The sequence below is a fragment of the Micromonospora sp. NPDC047762 genome (assembly GCF_043204655.1).
GTDB lineage: Bacteria > Actinomycetota > Actinomycetes > Mycobacteriales > Micromonosporaceae > Micromonospora.
Map to the genome: position 1 here is coordinate 680,629 of NZ_JBIDCQ010000001.1, position 17,898 is coordinate 698,526.

The following is a 17,898-nucleotide window of genomic DNA, read 5'->3' on the forward strand; positions in this document are numbered from 1 at the left end:
AATCAGAGCCGGCTGTGCGAAACCTGGACGAAGGTCTGACAACCACCTGACCTTCGACAGCAGCGATGCCCTCTGGCGCGTTCCTAGGGTGTGCCCAAGGTGAACAGGGTATGAACGTGAAGTGAGGTGATGCATGGTCGACAACGGCAGCATTGACGTTCCGGAGATCAGCGCCGAGTGGTACAGCGACGTCGTCGACGCCGCCGCCGGTAGCCCAGAGCCGGTGCAGTGGTTCGTCGGGCACGCCACCGAGGGGGTGATCCTGCTACTCGGCGCGCTGCTGGTGATGGCCGCGCTGAGCCGCCGTTCCGGCGGCCCGCACGACCGGGCACTGGCCCTGATCGCGCCCGTGCCGGCCGTCCTGGCGTACGTGGGCAGTGAGTTCCTCAAGACCGTGGTGGACGAGGATCGCCCCTGCCGGTCGATCGGTCGGGAGATCATCGCGGGCGTCTGCCCACCGCCGGGCGACTGGTCGTTCCCCAGCAACCACGCCACCATCGCCGGCGCGCTGGCGGTCACCACGTTGCTGCTCTCCCGCCGACTCGGCCTGATCGCGCTGCCCCTGGCCGCGCTCGGCGCCTTCTCGCGGGTCTTCGTGGGCGTGCACTACCCGCACGACGTGATCGCGGGTGTGCTGCTCGGTGCCCTGGTCGCCGTGGTGCTCACCCCGTTGCTGGCCCGCCCGACCAGCGAGGTGCTCCGCCGCCGGGCCAACCGTTCCGGCAGCCCGGCCCCCAAGCTGGCCAGCCGATCCCGCCCCTGACCAGCCGCGAGGCGGGTCAGGTCGCCAGCAGGAGAGCGGCCGTTGTGCCGAGCAGCAGGAACGGGCCGAACGGCAGGTGGGTGCTCCAGTTGGCACGGCGGGTGGCCAGCAGGACCAGACTCACCAGGGCGGAGAGCCCGAAGGTGAGCACCAGCCCGAACAGCAGCACCGGCCAGCCGTACCAGCCGAGCAGCGCGCCGACGCTGAGCGCCAGCTTGGCGTCGCCCAGCCCGAAGCCGCGGCGGCCGAGCAGCACAGCGGTGCTGGCGAAGAAGAACGCCAGCCCGGCGCCGCCGATGACGGCTCGCAGCCAGTGCCCCGGGTCGGCGTCGAGCGCGGCCACGCCGAGCAGCAGCCAGGTCCCGGCTGCCGCGGGCAGTGTGAGCCGATCCGGCAACCGGTGCACGGCCAGGTCGACGAGGATCGCCGGGATGGTCCAGCCCAGCCACCAGATCAGCGCCGGCAGCGCCCCGCCCGGCGGACCGGCGATCGCCAGCAGCACCGCCGCCGCGAGCAGTGCCAGCTCGACGGTGGCCGGCGGTGGGCCGACCCGGGCGCGGCACTGACCGCACCGGGCCGCCGGGCCCAGCGCCGGCCAGGGGTGAGTCAGGCCGACCGGCGCGCCGCAGGCGTCGCAGCCACTCCGGCTGGGCAGACCCGGGGGTACGGCGTAGCGCAGCGCGGCCAACCGCATCAGCGGACTGATCGCGAGGATCGCGAACACCGTCGAGACCCGGGTGCGTGCCCCCGCCGAGGCGAGGTCGCCCGGCGGAGCGGGCGTCGCCTGGCCTGCGGGTTCCGTCCTGGCACCGGACGGCCGGGGTGCCGGACTCCGATCGGGTCGGTCTTCCCGACCGGGGGTGGCCGCCGGGGGGCCGGTCAGCGCCATGTCTCCTCCATTGCGGCTGACCGCTCCCCTGCGACGGTGAACACGGATCGTGATTGCACGCTCGCTGCGGTGTGGCGGATGGCGCAGAAAGCGACCTGCCGACCGGAGCCCGCGCGGACGCTTTCGACCAGTTCCGAGTCAGGCGTGCCGTTGGACGATGCAGCCCGTCGACGGGGTGCCGACGTCGCTCGAATGCCGGGATGAGACCGCGATGTCCCACTCCCGCGACCGGTGACGCGACTGCGGTGAACCCGTCCGGCCCGGCGACGCCCCATCAATAACGACAGTTCGCTCGCCCATTGCCCGGGGAGCAGTGTGGACACCTGCCACCACCACCTGTCATCACGCTGAGTGTTCGCTTGAATTGCCTCTGTTGCATCGGCGAGCGTCAGCCTATGCTCGCCCCTTGGGTGTGACGCAAGCCTCACCTTCACCATCGGACGACACAGGACCCCCAATTTGTAGAAGATCCGTAACGGTGAATGCAGAAGCGCAATGAACGCTCCGGATGTGCTGATCCGGGCGCGCTTCCGTATGCCCGACGGCGGCGAGCCCTCACCACCCCGGGCGACCACGAGGAGGCTCAACGGTGCGCGGAAGGCAGCTCAGAAGAGCGGCAATCTGCCTGCTGGTGGGCGTGGCGGCGATGCCGGTCACCGCCTGCGCCAGCGGACGGGAAGCGGTCGAACGGCCGACAGAAGTCCGCGACAACGGACCCCGGACCGATTCCGACGTCGAACGACGCGCTGCCGAAAAGGCGGCACTTGACGCGTACTCCGGTTATCTCGCGGCCTCGCGCACGGCCGGCCTGCGCAGTGATCCGCGATCGCCGGAACTGTCCCGGTTTCTCGGTGATCCACTTTTGACTCGGGTCCGGGTGTCCATTCGCGAGGCCAAGGAGCACGGCGCTATGCGTACCGGGACGTTCAAGTCCGACCCGACCGTGACCGCCGTCAGCCTGGACGCCAAGCCGGCCACGGTGGAGATCCAGGACTGCCTGGACACGACCGGCTACCGGCTGGTCTACGCCAAGGACAAGCGCGCCGTTCCGGGCAGCGGTGGCGGCAGACATCTCTCCACCGCCACCGCGACCCGATATCCGAACGGTCGCTGGCTGATCAACTACGGCGCGACGCACCGGGACCAGCCGTGCTGAGCCGGGCCGTGACAACCCGACGCGCGCTCGCCGGAATCGGCCTCACGCTCCTGCTGGTGGTCGGTGCGGCACCGCCGGCCACCGCCGCCCTACGGGCCGACCCGGGAGCGGGCTGCCCGCCCGACCAACCCGACTGCAGCGTCTGGGACGACGAGCCCGGCAACCCCGGTGATCCCGGCGGCGGCGGGGACAACGGTGGGGGCGGGGACGACGGGGGCGGCGGCGGGAGCGGCGTCTGCCAGTGGAACGGGCGGACCATCCCCTGCTACGACGAGGACCTGGGCTGGTTCAACAGCGGCGACGGGTGCTACTACAAGCTGACCGAGGGGCCGGTCGAACCCCCCGAGGGTGAGCAGTGGTACCTGCAAACCTGCAACGGCGGCGACCTGGGTGCCCAGGAGGTGGTGTCGCTGGCCGACCCGCCGGCTGGCTTCGGCGCACCGCCGGACCCGGAGGAGCTGGCCCGTCGCGCCCTGGCGTCGATCAGTCTGCTGCCGGCCCGGCTGAAGGTGGCACCCCGAAAGAGCATCGGCCCCGGCCTGGTCGGCCTGCCCGTCTGGATGTGGGCAACCCCGGGGAAGAACTACTTCGGCCCGCTCTACGCCGACGAGTCCGACCGTGGTCTGACCGTCTACATCGAAGCGAAGGTCGACCGGATCGACTGGGACATGGGCAACGGCAAGACGGTCACCTGTTACAGCGCCGGCACCGAGTACAAGGCCACGGGCACCCGGGCGGGTTCCACCTCCCCGGACTGCGGCTACGACGAGGGCTACCCCAAGGCAGACACCTACGACGTCACCGCCACCACGCACTGGACGGTGAGCTGGTGGACCAACAACGACGCCACAAGGCGGGTGATCCCGCAGACCCGGAGAAGCGGCATCGTGCAGATCCAGATCAACGAACTCCAGGTGGTCACCAGATGAGCCTCGCGACGCGCAACGGAACCCCGTCGGTGGACGCACCCGTCAACCCACCCACAGTGGTCCGCCAGCGCCGGGTCCGTCCCGGGCTGCTCGGCCTAGCCGTCCTCCTGATCGCGCTGGGCGGGCTGGGCGCGGCCTTCGCGGTCACCTCCGTACGGGCCACCGGCAGCTATCTGGCGGTCGCACGACCGGTCGAGGTGGGCCGGGAGATCAGCGCGGCCGACCTGGTCACCGTGCAGGTCGCCGGCGGCCAGGGGTTGCGCCCGGTGCCCGCCGCACGGCTCGACGAGGTGGTCGGCAAACGGGCCGCTGTCGCGCTGCTTCCGGGCACGCTGCTCACCCTGGGACAGGTCACCGACGACCCGCTGCTCGGCCCCGGCCAGCAACAGATCGCGCTCGGCCTGAAGACCGCCCAGGTGCCGGCCCGCGAACTGCACCCCGGCGACAAGGTCCTGCTGGTCAGCACCCCGGACAACGATGCCGACGAAGACACGGCCGCCGCCGGCACCCGGTTCGCGGCCACCGTCATCGACATGGTCAGCCCGGCCAACGACGACAGGGTCCTGTACCTGGCGCTACTGACCCGTGATGTGCCCGCGGTGGTGGCGCTCGCCGCACAGGAACGGCTCGCCGTGGTACTGACCGAGGCGGCCTGAGCATGGCGATCATCGCGCTGGTGTCCGCGAAGGGTTCGCCCGGCGTCACCACCTCGGCGCTGGCCTGCGCGCTGGCGTGGCACCGGCGGCTGGTGGTAGCCGAATGCGACCCGGCCGGCGGCTCGATCCTCGCCGGATACCTCGGCGGCCAACTGGACGGCCCACGCGGCATCGGAGAGCTGGCCGTCGGCGAGTTGCGCGACGGCAACCTGGAGACCGCATTCTGGTCCCAGTTGGTCGACCTGGACGCCCCCCGCCGGGAACGACTGCTGCTGCCCGGCCTCGTCGACCCGGCCCAGAGCGGCAGCGTCACCCCGCTGTGGCAGCGCTTCGCCGACTACTTCGACGCCCTCGACCGTGGCACCCCCGGCTACGACGTCCTCGTCGACTGTGGTCGGCTGCACGTGACCGGGCCTCCGTGGCCGGTGCTGCGGGCCGCCTCGGTGGTGCTGCTGGTGACCCGGGCGAACCTGCCGGACCTCTCCGGCACCCGCGCGGTGGTCACCGCGATCGAACGGGACTTCGCCGAGCACCGGGTGCCCCCGGGCACCCTGCGGCTGCTGCTGGTCGGCGACGGGCACGGGCGGGCCGAGATCAGCCGCGCCCTGAAACTGCCCGTCATCGCACGGCTGCCGCACGATGCGCGTACCGCCGGGGTGCTCGCCCTGGGCGGGACCGTGCGGGCCGGTCGGCCGCTGATGCGCGCGGCGGCGGCGCTGGAGGTCCCGATCGGGTCGCTCCTGGAGCGGCGACGGGCCCGGTTGGCGTGGCCCGTGCAGCAGGGGGTGCCGGATGCGGTTTGAGCCGGTCTCCACCGATCCGCGCCAGCAGCCACCGGCAGTGACCTCCACCGCGCCGCCCCTGGCCCTGCCGAACGGCCGGCACCACCAGTCCGGGCCGCAGCCGCCGTCGACGCCCGCGACCAGCCCGCCGCCCGAATCGCCCCCTCGGGCCCGGATGGACTTCCAGGTGGTCCGGGAGCTGCGCCGGGAACTCACCGAACGGCTCACCCTATGGCAGCGCGGCCGGGAGTTCACTGTCGACGAGGAGGACACCGAGCGGGCCCGGCTCGCCGTCACAGTGGTCGCCGCGTACGCGGACTGGGTGCGCCGGTCCGGCACGCCGATGGCCGCCGGCGACGAACGCATGCTGCTCGACCAGGTGACCGCCGAGCTGGTCGGGCTCGGCCGGCTACAGACGCTGCTCGTCGACGACACCATCGAGGAGGTGCACATCCTCGGCTGCGACCAGGTACGCATCACCCGGCACGGCGGTGGGGTGGACTGGGCCGAGCCGATCGCCGACAGCGACGCCGAGCTGGTGGAGATCCTCCAGGCGGCGGCCCGTCGGGCGGGCGCGACCGAGCGGTCCCTCTCCACAGTGAAACCCACCCTCGACCTGCAACTGCCCGACGGCAGCCGGCTGGCCGCGGTGTTCCTGGTCAGCCACCGCCCGTACGCGGTGATCCGCAAGCACAACACCCTGGACGTGAGCCTCGACGACCTCGCGGGCGCCCGAGGTGACCTGGACGAGATGATCGACCCGCTGCTGCGCGACTTCCTCCGCGCCGCGATGCGCGCCGGTCTGAACATCATGGTCGCCGGGTTGGCTGGCGCCGGAAAGACCACTGTCATCCGCGCACTGATGAACGAGATCCCGCAGGATGAGCCGTACGTGCTGCTGGAGGAGAGTCGGGAGCTGCTTCCGGCCCGCCGCCGGGAGCGGCACCGGGCGGTGATGAGCTTCGAGGCCCGGGAGGGGCACGGCGAACGCGGCTTCGACGGCCGCCCGGCCGGTGAGGTGACCATCGCCGACCTGATCCCGTTGTCCCTGCGGATGGGCGTCCTACGGATCATCGTGGGTGAGGTGCGGTCCCGGGAGATCGTGCCGATGCTCCAGGCGATGACCACCAGCCGGGGGTCGATGTGCACCATTCACGCCCGTACCGCCGCCGGTGTGGGTGAACGGATCGTCGAGCTGGCCCTGGCGCACGGCCGCGAGATGACAGTCGACCAGGCCCGGCGGATGGCCGGGAACGCGCTCGACCTGATCGTCTACGTCACCGTCGAGGACGAGACCGCGATCGGCGGGCGGAAGCACCGGTTCGTCTCGCATGTGGAGGAGGTGATCGGGGCCGGCGAAGCCGGTCGGATCACCACCACCACCGTCTTCGGGCCCGGCCCGGACGGTCGCGCGGTCCCTCGCCACCTGCCGGAGCGGGTCCGCGACCAGTTGCTGCGGGTGGGTTACGACGCGCGGCTGCTGACCCGGTGGGTCGAGGCCGGTGCTGGTGCCTGGCGGCGGCCTCGGCAGACCCGACTGGCCCGGCGGTGACCTGATGTTCGACAGCCTTGAGTTGATCGCGGTGGTCTCCGGCGCCGCCTGTGTGGCCGGGCTGCTGCTGGCCGTGGTCGCCCTGGTCGGCACCCGTCGACCCCCGGGGCGACGGCCGGGCAGCGGGCCGGGGCTGAGCCGACTGTGGCGCGGGCCGGGCAGCACGCCGGCCGAGCAGCGGGCCTATCAGGCGCTGCTGGTCGCCGCGCTGGTCGCCGGCGCGTTGGCGTTCCTGCTGACCGGGTTGCCGGTGGTGGGTCTGCTGGTGGCGGTGGCGGTGCCCGGCACCCCGTGGCTGTTCGGGGTGGGCAAGGCCGAACAGCGGGCCATCGCCCGGATCGAGGCGGTCGGCGAGTGGACCCGCCGACTCAAGGACGTCTCCGGCACCGGGCAGGGCCTCCAGCAGGCGATCATCGGCACGATCGGCAGCGTCCCACCCGGCGTCGAGGACGAGGTACGGCTGCTCGCGGCCCGCCTCCAGGCCGGCTGGATGGCCCGCTCCGCCCTGCTGGCGTTCGCCGACGAGATCGCCGACCCGGTCTGCGACCAGGTGGTCGCGGCGTTGATCCTGCACCTGTCGGACCGGGGTGAGCGGCTGGGTGACGTGCTCGGCTCGATCGCCGGCGCGGCGTCCGCGGAGGTGGCCACCCGGCGGGAGATCGAGGCCAAGCGCACCCAGCCCCGGTTCGCGGTCCGCTTCCTCACCGGGATGACGCTGGCGACCCTGGCGTACGGGCTGATCAACGCCGAGTACATCAGGCCGTACGGCACCCCGGTGGGTCAGCTGGTGATGGCCGCCCTCGGCGCCGCCTTCATCGGCCTGCTGGCCTGGGTGCGGTCGATGAGCCAACCGCAACGGCCGGCCCGGTTCCTGCCGGCGCCCAACCCGAGCGAGGTGATCGCGTGATCATCAACTGGCAGTTCGCCCTCGCGGTCTGCGGTGGCGCCGGCATCGGTCTAGGTGTGTTCCTGGTGGTCCGGGAGCTGGTGCCGGCGACACCGGCGCTCGGGCCTGCGCTGCGCCGGCTGCATCAGCCGCCGGGCACCGGCCGGGTGTCCACGCCCGCGTCCCGGCGACTCGACTGGCTGAGCGGGATGTCCCGCTGGATGCGGCCGCCGCAGATGCAGCTCGCCCTGATCGGTCAGACGCCCGAGCAGTACGCGTTGTCGGTGCTGCTCTCCGCGCTGATCGGGTTGGCCACACCGACAGTGCTCGGGGTGGTGCTGTGGTCGCTCGGCATTCCGTTCCCGCTGGTGGTGCCGGTGTTGGGCAGCCTCGGCCTGGCGTTGCTGGCCGCCCTGCTGGCGCACCGCGCCGTACTGACCAAGGCCGCCGCCGCCCGCGACGAGTTCCGCCAAGCGGTCTGCACCTACCTCGACCTGGTGGCGTTGCAGCTCTCCGCGGCGCACGGGCCGGTGCAGTCGCTGGAGCGGGCGGCTGCGGTCTGCGACGGCTGGGTGTTCGACCGGCTCCAGGAATCGCTGCGGATCGCCCAGATGCAGATGCACGCGCCCTGGGACGAACTGCGCGACCTCGCCGACAAGATCGGCATTCCCGAGTTGGGCGACGTCGGCGCGATCATGCGTTCCTCCGGCAGCGAGGGCGCGCAGGTGCACGAGACGCTGCGCAGCCGGGCCGACTCGCTGCGCGACCAGATCCGCACCGACAACCTCGCCCGCGCCGAGGGGATCACCAGCAAGCTCGACATCCCGGGCGCGCTGCTCGTCTTCGTGCTGCTCGGGTTCGTCCTCTATCCGTTCATCGCCCGTGTCTGACCGCCCCCTGAAGGAGAACGCCATGTCCATCCTCAGCTACCTGCACGTCGTGGTGACGACGCGCCTGGCCGACCTGCGCCGCGACAGCGAGCGGGGCGACAGCCCGGTGCCCACCGCGGTGATCATCGCCGGTCTGGTCGTCGTCGCCATGGCCGTCACCACCCTGGCCCTGGCCAAGGCCAACAACTGGATGAACGGCATCCCGAACCACACGGACCCGAAGTAGCCGACGTGCGTCGAGCCGCGTACCCGAGGTGGAGCCGGGCGGTCACCGCCGCCCGGCGCCGCCTCGCGGCCGGCGACCGCGAGCGGGGCGCCAACCCGGTGGAACTCGCCGTGATGATGCCGCTGATCCTGGTGCTGCTCTTCGCCTCGATCCAGGTCGCGGCCGTCTTCCTCGCCCGCTCCACCGCGTTGAACGCCGCGCAGAGTGGCGTCAACGCGCAGCGGACGTACCAGGCGGGCAACGGTGCCGGGGTGGAGAGCGCCTCCCGCTTCCTGAAGGGCGCCGGCGGCTGGCTGGTGGGCTGGGAGAAGGCCGGGCCGACCTGCGAGACCACCACGACCGACGTGACCTGCACGGTCAGCGGCCGGTCCCTGTCCGTGGTGCCGGGCGTGGACTTCGCGATTCAGCAGACCGTCCATGGAACGGTGGAGAGGGTGACACCGCCATGACCCGTACCGCCGAGCGGGGCTCGGTCTCCATCGAGGTGGCGGTCCTCGCGCCCGCGTTCATCGCGCTGATGGTCCTGGCCGGTGTGGTCGGGCGCAGCGCCGTGGCAGCGGAGACGCTCCAGACCGCAGCGCACGACGCCGCCCGGGCCGCCTCGATCTCCCGGGACTCCGACACCGCCCGGAAGAATGCGCTGGAAGCCGCCCAGGACCAGCTGGACTGGCATGGCCTGGCCTGCGCCAACGACCTGGACCCGACGTTCACCGGCAAGTCGCCCGGCAATGCCTCCAGCTTTGACGATGCCTTCAGCAGCTCGGTCGGGTCGAACGCCACCGTGACGGTGAAGATCAGCTGCCTGGTGTCCTTCAAGGACATCACCCTCGGCATCCTGCCTGGGATGAAGAGTGATCGGCTGATCACCGCGGAGTTCACCTCCCCACTTGACCGTTACCGGAGTCGGCAATGACGGCGACCACGTCGACTGCCCGGCCCTCGCGAGCAGGTGAGCACGGCCGGGTGAGCATCTTCCTCGCTGTGACGATGATCGGCGTACTGGCCATCATCGGCCTCTCCTTCGACGCCGCCGGGCAGCTCCGCACCCTGCAACACGCCCAGAACCTGGCCGCCGAGGCGGCCCGGGCCGGCGGTCAGGCCATCGACCGGGCCACCGCCATCGAGGGCGGGCCGAAGCGGATCGACGAGCCGGAGGCGCGCAAGGCGGTGGACAACTACCTGAACGCCGTGAAGACCGCAGGCCACACCGTGAACTTCCCCGATGTCGACGGGGAGACCCTGATCCGGGTGACCGTCTCCATCACCTACCAGCGCGCCATGATCGGGCCGTTCACCCAGAAGAAGACGGTCACCGTCACCGGCGAGGCGACCGCGCGTGCCATCACCGCAACACCGTAGGAAGGAAGGCAGCCATGCCCGTATCGGGTGGGTCCGTCGTACGGCGGACCGGACGGATCCTCACCGGCATCGGCGCGCTGGCCGTGCTCCTGGTGCTGCTGGTCGGCGCGCCGATCGCGCTGCTGGCCTTCGCCGGTAACCCGCTGCCCGATCACCTCCCCACGATCAGCGAGGTGGGCACCGCGCTGACCAGTCGGGACGACGGTCAGCTCTTCCTGCGGGCGTTGGCCCTGGCCGGGTGGTTCGGCTGGGCCACGTTCGCCTTCTCCGTCCTCGTCGAACTGGGCGCACAGACCCTGCGCCGGCCGGCGCCGAAGCTGCCCGGGATGGGCCGCCAGCAGAAGGCCGCCGCCGCGCTGGTCGGCTCGGTCGCGCTGATCCTGATCGCCAGCCCGGCCGCCGCCAGCGCCGCAGCGGTCTACAGCACTCCGGTGTACGCGAGTCCGAGCGCAACGTCCGTCACCACCCTGGCCGCGCCGAGCCGAGCCGCGACGACACCAGACACGGCAGCGCCGGTGGCCCGGGGCGGCCTGCTCGGCCTGGCCGGGACGGGGCTGGCCGCACCCGGCGCCTCGGCGGCGAACGACGAGCCCGCGCCGGTGTACCGGGTGGCGCGGGGCGACTACCTCGGGGAGGTGGCCGAACGGTACCTGGACGAGTTCGACGACTACCGACAGCTCGCCAAGCTGAACAAGCTCGACGACCCGGACCGGATCCGCCCCGGCCAACTGCTCCGACTGCCCACGGAGGCCACCGACCAGGGGTCCCGGCAGCACGCCACCGGTCGGCTCGTCGACAGGCCCGCGGCACCGAAGCCGCCCGCGCCCCGGCCGGCGCCCGAGCGGGCCGCACCGCCGCGGGTGGCCCCGGCACCACCCAGTGGTACGGAGTCAGCGGGCCAACCACCAGCGATGACGGTCGGTGCAGCCCGAGTCGGTCCCGCCGATCGGGTGAACCGCCCGCTGGCGGTCTCTGCCGTGCTGGCCGTGGCGAGCATCGTCGGCGCTCAGATAGGCGCAGTCCTGGGGCTGCGCCGCCGTCCAGCCACCGCAGGGGCGGCTCCCCGACTGGCCGCGTCCTCCCGCACATCACGCCGCGGTGCGGGCCGAAGCGGTGCAGGCACGGGCCGAAACGGTGGCTCGGGCCGAAGCAGTGGCTCGGGCCGAAGCAGTGGCTCGGGTCAGGGTGGCAGTGGTGCGGGCCAAGGCAGTGGCGCGGGCCAGGGTGGCAGTGGTGCGGGCCAAGGCAGTGGCGCGGGCCAGGGTGGCAGTGGTGCGGGCCAAGGCAGTGGCGCGGGCCGGCGTGGCGGCGGAGGGACGGCCGGGAGCGGTGCCGCCTGGGCTGCCAGTCGGGCGGCCGCGGCCATCGAAGGCCCGGCGACGCCACACGGCGGCGCGGCACCGGGCGGGAGCGACTTCGCACCTCGCAGCGGCGGGACGACGCCTGTCGGCAGTGGGGTCGCACCTCTGGGCAGTGGGGCGACGCCCGCCAGTCGGGTGACGCCCGCCAGTGGGGTGGCGCCCGCCAGTAGCGGGGTCGCACCTACCGGCAGTGGGGTGATGCCCGCCGGCAGTGGGGCGATGCCCGCCGGCAGCGGAATGGCTTACCCCGGCAGCACGGCGTTCCCGGGCAGCGGGATGGCACTCTCCGGCGGCACGGCACCCCACGGCGGCGGAATGACGGCCGCCGACCCTGCGGGCTGGGGTGGTGACGAGGGCTGGGCCGGCGCCGGCGGCGAGGGCGGGCTGTTCGACGGCGGGCACGGCCTGGACTCGGTACCGGACGGTCCGCCGGTCGGCCGACACCGACGCACCTGAGCGGCCCGCACGCCACGCCAGCCTGCGACGCGGCTGGCCACCCCGGTCGGCGGCGTCCGCCGGACCCACGCCGCGCCTGCGACGCGGCTGGCCACCCCGGTCGGGCGGCATCCGCCGGACCCACGCCGCGCCTGCCACGCGGCTGGCCACCCCGCGCTGGACCTGGTTCCTTCACGTCGCGCCGATCGCGCCCGAGGCGGTCTGGTCACGCCGCCCTGGCGGGGCGGCCGGGGCGACGTCCCGGAGAGCGCTGATGTCTGTGAGTCATCACGATGACTCACAGACATCAGCGTCGAAGGAGTTACTGCCCTGGGGCGCGGAGCATCTGCGTGAGGTGAGGCATCCCGACGCCGGAGGCGCCCGGACCAGGCCACGGCGCGGGCGGGCCAGCGGGGAACGGGCCGGCGCGGATCGGGCCAGCGCGGATCGGGTCAGCGCGGATCGGGTCAGGGCAGGCGGGTCTGGAGCACACCGTTCTGGATCCGGGTGGGCAGGATCTGCTGGTCGTTGCCGGACGGCCCCTGTACGACCTCGCCGCCGTTGAGCCGGAAGGCGCTGCCGTGCCACGGGCAGACCACGCAGGCGTGGCCGTCGATCTCCTGCACCTCACCCTCGCCGAGCGGCCCGCTCTGGTGCGGGCAGCGCTCCAACATCACGGTCACCTCGTCACCGTGCCGGTAGAGGATCACCGAGATGTCGTCGTCCACCTCTCTGGTGATCAGGGTGCGTTGCGGCAGCGTCGCCATGTCGGCCAGCGAGTGCCAGCCATCGGTCATCCGGTGCAGCTCGGAGACGCTCTGGTTGACCTGCGCCCCCTGCTTGTACGCCAGGTGACCCCCGATGTACGCGCCGAGGCTCACCGTGGAGAGCCCGAGGAAGCCGAGGGCGCGACCCATTCCGTGGCGGCCGGACAGCCGGGCGGCCAGCGAGCCGGCGTAGAGCGTCATGCCGACGGTGTTGGCGGCGGCGTGCACCAGGCCGACCCGGCGCTGGTCCCGGGCGAGTGCCGCCCAGTCGTTCAGACCGGCGACGGCCGCCGGCAGCGCGCTGACGGTGCCCAGACCGACCAGCACCGTGGCGGGCCGGCGCTGCCCGGGCATGAGGTCCAGCACCGCGGCGCTGATCCACGCGCCGACCGGCACCTGCACCATCGCCGGGTGCAGCGGATGCCCGAGGGTCACCCCGTGCAACAGGTCGCGCAGCCGACGTGGACGTAGCGTCCCCAGGACGACCTTCTGCAACCGGTCGCCCGCGCGGTCCAGCCGGGAGTCCTGCTCAACTTTCGTCAAAAGTGCTCGCACGAGTACCGACTTCCCGGCGTTCGCCGTCGCAAACCGGCCAGCGGCGACAAACCTGCCGCACCACCCAGGCCGCCGATCTTGCAGTTTGTGCTCACAAAATCCTGGCCACAAGGGGCGAATCGGCAACCCAAAGTGCAAGATCGACGGGGATTGTGGGGTTGGGGCCGGGCCGGCATGCTGGCGGGATGGGTGTACGGGTGGAGCGGGTCGGGGCGGTCACCACAGTGGTGCTGGACCGGGCGGACGCTCGGAACGCCGTGGACGGTCCTACGGCTCGGGCGCTGGCGGACGCGTTTCGGGCCTTCGAGGCTGATCCGGACGCGTTGGTGGCAGTGCTCTGGGGCGCCGGTGGGACGTTCTGCGCCGGCGCCGACCTCAAGGCGATCGGCACACCGAGCGGCAACCGGGTCGAGCCCGAGGGGGACGGCCCGATGGGTCCGACCCGGATGACGCTCAGCAAACCGGTGATCGCGGCGATCTCCGGGTACGCGGTGGCGGGCGGGCTGGAACTGGCGCTCTGGTGTGACCTGCGGGTCGCCGAGTCCGACTCGACACTCGGGGTCTTCTGCCGCCGCTGGGGAGTGCCGCTGATCGACGGTGGCACCGTCCGGCTGCCCCGGTTGATCGGCGAGAGTCGGGCCATGGACCTGATCCTCACCGGCCGGCCGGTGCCGGCCGACGAGGCGTACTCGATGGGGTTGGTCAATCGGTTGGTGCCACCCGGCCAGGCGCGGGCCGCGGCCGAGGAGTTGGCGGCGGCGATCGCCCGGCATCCGCAGACCTGCCTGCGCAACGACCGGTTGGCACTGCTGGCCGCTGCGGGACGACCCGAGCCGGAAGCGCTGGCGACCGAGTTGGCGTACGGGATGGATTCGCTGGCCACTGACGCGGCGGCCGGCGCGGCCCGGTTCGCCGCGGGCGAGGGCCGACACGGCGCGACGCCGCCGGGAGGGTGGGTCCCCCCGACGGCGTCGGCTACCGGGTGAATCAGTTGCGGTTGATGGTGAAGGTCGTCGTGGGGTTCTGGATGTCCACGGCGTTGTTGCTCAGCCGCAGGTTGTTGAAGGTGACCGAGCCGACGGCCGGCCCCTGCCCCGCCTCCGGCATGGGGTTCGCCCAGATGGCGAAGCCGGACTTCGCGTCGTAGGCGTCCCCGCTCTTCCGGGCACCGCTGATCGAGACGTTCGTGAAGACCGTGTCGGTGATCGGGTTCTGCGGCTGCCCACCGACGTAGTTGGTCTGGAACATGATGCCGCTGTAGGTCGGATCGATGATGTCGACATCGCTGACCCGGATGCCCTGGAACACCTTCGAGGCGGAGAAGACCCAGATCGCCGGGAAGGTCTGCCCACCCCAGAAGTGCCCACCAGCCCGCACGATCGAGATGTTCTCGAACCGGGTCGGCGGGTTGGCACCGAAGCCGTTCATCGGGTAGCCGAAGTCGAGCGAGCTGATGGTGATGCCCGAGTAGACCAGGGTGTCCGCGATGTAGATGTTGCGGAACGTGTTGCCGTAGCCGCCGTACACGGCGACACCGGCGGCCCGCCAGGTCAGGGTCGAGGTCAGGTTCTCGTAGATGTTGTCCTTCATGTCGGCGCCACCCGCGTCGATGGCCGAGAACAGCGCGAAGCTGTCGTCGCCGGTGGCCCGGGCGTCGTTGTTGCTGACCAGGTTGTTGGTGCTCCCGTTGGTCATGTTGATGCCGTCGGCGAACATGTTCCGGATCCGGGAGTTCTTGATCGTCATGTAGTCGGTGTTCGCGCCCCAGTAGAGGCACACCATGTGCTCGTTCCAAATGTTGTCGATCACGATGTTCGACACGTTGGCGAAGTCGAACACCTTGCCCGGACCGTCGATCCGGGAGGTGTAGTTGCCGAAGTAGGCGAAGTTCTTGAAGGAGGAGTTCGCCGCCGAGTTCTCGGCCCGGAAGCCGATGTCGGTGTTGTCCTGGCCCGACGGAGCGTTGAACCGGGTGTACCAGGGGCCGGCGCCGGTCACCTGGACGGCCTTGCCGTACACCTGGAACTTCGACGAGGTGGAGTAGTTACCAGCCGGCAGGTACACCCCGACCAGGTTGCCGGTGGTGTCCATCCGCACCCGGTCCAGGGCGTTCTGCACGTCCTGGTGGGTGAAGCCGGTCGGCGTGGTGTAGCGCGCCGGGTCCGGGTTGGCGATCGGCGCCACCTGCTCCGTGTTGATGAAGTCGATGGCGTACGTGGTGGTGTTGGCCGGGTCCTTCTGAAGACGGATCTTGCTGCCGGCCGGGACGGTGGAGTTGAGCATGACGTTGGCTTCGTCGTAGATGTGCCGCGGTCCGCCCGCGCTCGGCGAGTTGCCCGGGCTGGCCTCGCTGCCGTAGAGCCAGGCGTACCGGGACGTCAGGTCGATGGCCTTGTGGAAGGTGCCGTTGACGTAGACGTTCAGGGTCGAGTTGATCCCACCGCCGCCCGGCGCATCCGGAATGGAGAAGCGGGTGACCAGCGTGTTGGTGCTGGCCCGGGTGGTGAACTCGACGTAGCTGCCGGTCGAGTTGAGGGTCACCGCCCGCCGACCGGACGCCTCGCCGGCCAGGTCGCCGATCTCCCGGTTCGGCCCGACGACCGCCGCGCCGCCGCCGACGACGCCGTCCTCGGCCTCGTACATGTCGTACGGCATGTTGGCACCGCGACCGACGAAGAGCGGCCGGTCACTGGTGTTGTTGGCCTGCTTCACCGGCAGCTCGTTGCCGTCCACGGCGAGCACCACCCGGACGGTGTACTTGCCATTCGCGGCGGTCCAGGTGCCCAGGCTGATCGGGCCGACCGTGGCACCGGCGTTGATCACGCCGGAGTACGAGCCGGTCAGGGTGCGGACGACCGTGCCGGACTCGTTGAGCACGGTCAGGGTGATGCCGTGCGCACCGGAGGCGGAAGCCTGGTTGCCGGCGTTGCGGACGGACACGGAGAAGGTCACCGTGTTGCCCGCCGACGGGTTGCCCGGCGACCAGGCGACCGCCGAGGCGACGAGGTCGGAGCTGGCGACCGCGGCGACGACCAGCGGGCTGGGGTTGGTGTAGCTGTTGTTGGTGTCGTCCTGCTCGACGACGGTGTTCGACTCGTCGACCTTGGCGCTGAGCGGGTAGCTGCCCGAGTCCCGGGTGCCGATGCTGGCGCTGACAGTGGTCGAGGCACCGGCCGCGAGACCGCCGACCGAGGCCGTGCCCACCCGGGTGGAGCCCAGGTAGAAGTTGACGTTGGTCGCGCCGGAGGCCGCCGAGCCCGCGTTACGTACCGTCGCGGAGAGCGTGATGGTGCTGGTCTCCACCGGTGCGGACGGGCTGAACGACATGCCGGTCACGGTCAGGTCCGGGTTCGGGGCCGGAGTGCCGAAGACCTGGAACTCGGCCACCTGACCAGCCGGGGCACCGGTGTTCGAGGCGATCGAGAGCCGTACGTCGGCCGCCGCGCCGGAGACCGGGATGGTCACCGTGTTGCCGCTGCCCGGACTGAAGTTGTAGTTCGCCGCGCCGACCAGGGTGGTGAAGCTCGACGAGCCCTGGTCCCGGCCGAGAACCGTGATGTTCTGGGTACGCGCGCCCCACGCCGAGTCCGGGTTGAGCTTCACGACGACCTGGCTGAGGGTGGCGTTCGCGCCGAGCTGCACGGTCAGCGTGCTCGGGTTGCCGTTGCCCTCCCAGTAGGTGGCCACGTTGTTGTCGTTGGCGTTGGTGGCCACGAACGTGTGCACGAACCCGGAGGCGCTGATCGGCTTGCCGATCGCCAGGTTGGAGCCGGTCGGCGGGTTGCCGGTGCCGGTCCGGGTCACTGTGTTGCTGTTCGCCGACTGGTTGCCGGCGGCGTCCTTGGCCCGCACGTGGTACGACACCGTGGCGCTGTCCGCCTGACTGTCGGTGTACGTGAGCGTCGAACCGCCGACGCTGCCACGCAACGCACCGTTGGCGTAGACGTCGTAGCCGGTCACCCCGACGTTGTCGGTCGACGCCGACCAGGCGAGCCGGATCTGCCCGCTGGCCGGCTGGGTGTAGGCCAGGTTGCCCGGCACGCTGGGAGCCTGGGTGTCGGTGCTGCCGGTCGCGCCGTACACCTCGACCTCGGACAGCTGGGCGGCCGGCCAACCGGTGTTGCCGGTGACCTGCACGCGTACGTAGCGGGTGCTGGCGGCGGTGAAGCTGACGGTCGCGGTGTTGCCGCTGCTCGGGTTGAAGGTGTAGCCGGCGGACGCCTTCAGGGTGGTGAAGGACGAGCCGTTCGTCGATCCCAGGATCGACAGCGTCTGCGTACGGGTCTGCCAGTCCGACGCGGGTGGCAGCTTGAGCACCACCCGGTCCACGCTGACAGTGGCGCCCAGGTCGGCCTGGATCCACTGCGGGAACGCGTTGTTGGCGCTCTCCCAGTAGGTTGACGCGTTGCCGTCGTTGGCGTTGCCCGCCACGTAGTTCTGGTTGTAGCTGCTGGCGGTCATGGTGGCGGAGAGCCCGGCGAGCATGGCCACGCGGGCGGCGGCTGCGGACGGGTCGGCCGCCGGTGCCGCGCTCGCCATGGGGGTGACGACCGGGGCGGTGGCGAGGAGCACGCCGGCGAGTACGCCGGCGAGCAGCCGTCGGTGGCCCGTGCGGGAGACGGGATTGTGCGCGCCGGTTGGCGGCGTGCCTCGTCTGGTGCCGTTACTGGACATGGGGTCGCTACACCTCTT

15 protein-coding genes and 2 pseudogenes are annotated in these 17,898 nt (G+C 71.5%); 14 read left to right on the plus strand and 3 right to left on the minus strand.

The window, feature by feature from the left end; all coding sequences use genetic code 11:
* Positions 1-133 precede the first annotated feature (133 nt).
* Positions 134-763 (plus strand): phosphatase PAP2 family protein, encoded by a 630-nt coding sequence (locus ACGF3C_RS03370; RefSeq protein ID WP_355004752.1) that lies wholly within the window; start codon positions 134-136, stop codon positions 761-763.
* A gap of 16 nt (positions 764-779) precedes the next feature.
* Here the strand turns inward: ACGF3C_RS03370 and ACGF3C_RS03375 are convergent, their stop codons facing one another.
* Positions 780-1,652, minus strand: a complete 873-nt coding sequence (locus tag ACGF3C_RS03375) for a prepilin peptidase (RefSeq protein ID WP_393218351.1) — start codon at positions 1,650-1,652, stop codon at positions 780-782.
* 646 nt (positions 1,653-2,298) lie between these two features.
* Here ACGF3C_RS03375 and ACGF3C_RS03380 point away from each other — a divergent pair.
* The 12 genes and pseudogenes from ACGF3C_RS03380 to ACGF3C_RS03435 form a co-directional block, all read left to right on the plus strand.
* On the plus strand, positions 2,299-2,808 hold the full coding sequence (locus tag ACGF3C_RS03380) for a hypothetical protein (RefSeq protein WP_387351851.1): 510 nt from the start codon (positions 2,299-2,301) through the stop codon (positions 2,806-2,808).
* Positions 2,802-3,737: a hypothetical protein gene (locus ACGF3C_RS03385; protein ID WP_393218353.1), complete on the plus strand. Its 936-nt coding sequence runs from the start codon at positions 2,802-2,804 to the stop codon at positions 3,735-3,737. The genes ACGF3C_RS03380 and ACGF3C_RS03385 overlap by 7 nt, the downstream gene beginning before the upstream one ends.
* Complete coding sequence (locus tag ACGF3C_RS03390; protein ID WP_357235714.1) at positions 3,734-4,393, plus strand: SAF domain-containing protein; 660 nt, start codon at positions 3,734-3,736, stop codon at positions 4,391-4,393. The genes ACGF3C_RS03385 and ACGF3C_RS03390 overlap by 4 nt, the downstream gene beginning before the upstream one ends.
* A gap of 2 nt (positions 4,394-4,395) precedes the next feature.
* Positions 4,396-5,196 carry a ParA family protein gene (locus ACGF3C_RS03395; protein ID WP_355004748.1) on the plus strand — a complete coding sequence of 267 codons (801 nt, stop codon included), beginning with the start codon at positions 4,396-4,398 and terminating at the stop codon, positions 5,194-5,196.
* Positions 5,186-6,727, plus strand: coding sequence for a CpaF family protein (locus ACGF3C_RS03400; RefSeq protein ID WP_393218358.1), 1,542 nt, complete (start codon positions 5,186-5,188; stop codon positions 6,725-6,727). Before ACGF3C_RS03395 ends, ACGF3C_RS03400 begins: the two co-directional genes overlap by 11 nt.
* Positions 6,688-7,634, plus strand: a pseudogene (locus tag ACGF3C_RS03405) (type II secretion system F family protein). Before ACGF3C_RS03400 ends, ACGF3C_RS03405 begins: the two are co-directional and overlap by 40 nt.
* A complete protein-coding gene (locus ACGF3C_RS03410) occupies positions 7,631-8,503 on the plus strand; it encodes a type II secretion system F family protein (RefSeq protein WP_357232981.1) in 873 nt (290 codons plus the stop codon). Before ACGF3C_RS03405 ends, ACGF3C_RS03410 begins: the two are co-directional and overlap by 4 nt.
* Before the next feature lie 22 nt (positions 8,504-8,525).
* A complete protein-coding gene (locus ACGF3C_RS03415) occupies positions 8,526-8,729 on the plus strand; it encodes a hypothetical protein (RefSeq protein WP_357232983.1) in 204 nt (67 codons plus the stop codon).
* Positions 8,730-8,734: 5 nt separating this feature from the next.
* On the plus strand, positions 8,735-9,178 hold the full coding sequence (locus ACGF3C_RS03420) for a TadE family protein (protein ID WP_357232985.1): 444 nt from the start codon (positions 8,735-8,737) through the stop codon (positions 9,176-9,178).
* Positions 9,175-9,642, plus strand: coding sequence for a TadE/TadG family type IV pilus assembly protein (locus ACGF3C_RS03425; protein WP_357232987.1), 468 nt, complete (start codon positions 9,175-9,177; stop codon positions 9,640-9,642). Before ACGF3C_RS03420 ends, ACGF3C_RS03425 begins: the two co-directional genes overlap by 4 nt.
* Positions 9,639-10,088 carry a pilus assembly protein TadG-related protein gene (locus tag ACGF3C_RS03430; RefSeq protein ID WP_357232989.1) on the plus strand — a complete coding sequence of 150 codons (450 nt, stop codon included), beginning with the start codon at positions 9,639-9,641 and terminating at the stop codon, positions 10,086-10,088. Before ACGF3C_RS03425 ends, ACGF3C_RS03430 begins: the two co-directional genes overlap by 4 nt.
* 14 nt (positions 10,089-10,102) lie before the next feature.
* Positions 10,103-11,146, plus strand: a pseudogene (locus tag ACGF3C_RS03435) (LysM peptidoglycan-binding domain-containing protein); the annotation flags it as partial.
* Between the two features lie 1,205 nt (positions 11,147-12,351).
* Here ACGF3C_RS03435 and ACGF3C_RS03440 read toward each other — a convergent pair.
* A complete protein-coding gene (locus ACGF3C_RS03440) occupies positions 12,352-13,206 on the minus strand; it encodes a Rieske 2Fe-2S domain-containing protein (RefSeq protein WP_328651462.1) in 855 nt (284 codons plus the stop codon).
* Between the two features lie 185 nt (positions 13,207-13,391).
* On the opposite strand from ACGF3C_RS03440, the gene ACGF3C_RS03445 reads away from it, so the two are divergent.
* Positions 13,392-14,192 carry a crotonase/enoyl-CoA hydratase family protein gene (locus ACGF3C_RS03445; protein ID WP_357234623.1) on the plus strand — a complete coding sequence of 267 codons (801 nt, stop codon included), beginning with the start codon at positions 13,392-13,394 and terminating at the stop codon, positions 14,190-14,192.
* A gap of 1 nt (position 14,193) precedes the next feature.
* Here the strand turns inward: ACGF3C_RS03445 and ACGF3C_RS03450 are convergent, their stop codons facing one another.
* The gene (locus ACGF3C_RS03450) at positions 14,194-17,880 is read right to left on the minus strand and encodes a discoidin domain-containing protein (RefSeq protein ID WP_393218366.1); all 3,687 of its coding nucleotides are present in this window, start codon (positions 17,878-17,880) and stop codon (positions 14,194-14,196) included.
* Positions 17,881-17,898: the final 18 nt, after the last annotated feature.

Excerpts from the sequence above, each read along its gene's own strand:
- ACGF3C_RS03415 (WP_357232983.1), top strand. The coding sequence starts at position 8,526 with ATGTCCATCCTCAGCTACCTGCACGTCGTGGTGACGACGCGCCTGGCC.
- ACGF3C_RS03445 (WP_357234623.1), top strand. The coding sequence starts at position 13,392 with ATGGGTGTACGGGTGGAGCGGGTCGGGGCGGTCACCACAGTGGTGCTG.
- ACGF3C_RS03375 (WP_393218351.1), bottom strand. The coding sequence starts at position 1,652 with ATGGCGCTGACCGGCCCCCCGGCGGCCACCCCCGGTCGGGAAGACCGA.
- ACGF3C_RS03425 (WP_357232987.1), top strand. The coding sequence starts at position 9,175 with ATGACCCGTACCGCCGAGCGGGGCTCGGTCTCCATCGAGGTGGCGGTC.
- ACGF3C_RS03400 (WP_393218358.1), top strand. The coding sequence starts at position 5,186 with ATGCGGTTTGAGCCGGTCTCCACCGATCCGCGCCAGCAGCCACCGGCA.
- ACGF3C_RS03390 (WP_357235714.1), top strand. The coding sequence starts at position 3,734 with ATGAGCCTCGCGACGCGCAACGGAACCCCGTCGGTGGACGCACCCGTC.
- ACGF3C_RS03430 (WP_357232989.1), top strand. The coding sequence starts at position 9,639 with ATGACGGCGACCACGTCGACTGCCCGGCCCTCGCGAGCAGGTGAGCAC.
- ACGF3C_RS03450 (WP_393218366.1), bottom strand. The coding sequence starts at position 17,880 with ATGTCCAGTAACGGCACCAGACGAGGCACGCCGCCAACCGGCGCGCAC.
- ACGF3C_RS03370 (WP_355004752.1), top strand. The coding sequence starts at position 134 with ATGGTCGACAACGGCAGCATTGACGTTCCGGAGATCAGCGCCGAGTGG.
- ACGF3C_RS03380 (WP_387351851.1), top strand. The coding sequence starts at position 2,299 with ATGCCGGTCACCGCCTGCGCCAGCGGACGGGAAGCGGTCGAACGGCCG.
- ACGF3C_RS03395 (WP_355004748.1), top strand. The coding sequence starts at position 4,396 with ATGGCGATCATCGCGCTGGTGTCCGCGAAGGGTTCGCCCGGCGTCACC.